1 protein-coding gene is annotated in these 367 nt (G+C 74.7%); it reads right to left on the bottom strand.

Annotated elements, in window-relative coordinates; all coding sequences use genetic code 11:
- The coding region (locus B8460_RS20435; protein ID WP_048863468.1) for a MarR family transcriptional regulator at positions 1-367 on the bottom strand (367 nt) is incomplete at both ends.

The following is a 367-nucleotide window of genomic DNA, read 5'->3' as shown; positions in this document are numbered from 1 at the left end:
GGGCGGCGGCGCGCGGGCCGGGCCTGCCGGCGCCGTCGATATAGCGGCGCGCCTCGGCGCCCATGATCCCGCGCATCACCCGCCGGAAGCCCTCGACCGAGCCGGCCCCCGCCTCGCGATAGGCCGCGACCAGGCTTTCGCGCTGGCGCTCGAACAGCCGCCGCTCCAGCGCCTCGCCCGAAGGCGTCAGGCTGAGCAGGCGCTGGCGGCGGTCGCTGCGGCCCGGGGTCTGGACGACATAGCCCTGCTCGACCAGCGCGGTCAGCACGCGGGCGAGGCTCTGCTTGGTGATGCGCAGGATGCCGAGCAGTTCGCTGACGGAGATGCCGGGGTTGCGGCCGATGAAGTGCAGCGTCCGGTGATGCGC

Source organism: Acidisphaera rubrifaciens HS-AP3, assembly GCF_000964365.1.
GTDB classification, from domain to species: domain Bacteria; phylum Pseudomonadota; class Alphaproteobacteria; order Acetobacterales; family Acetobacteraceae; genus Acidisphaera; species Acidisphaera rubrifaciens.
The sequence above is the reverse complement of the archived record's forward strand: the minus strand, read 5'-3'. Positions and strand labels throughout refer to the sequence as shown.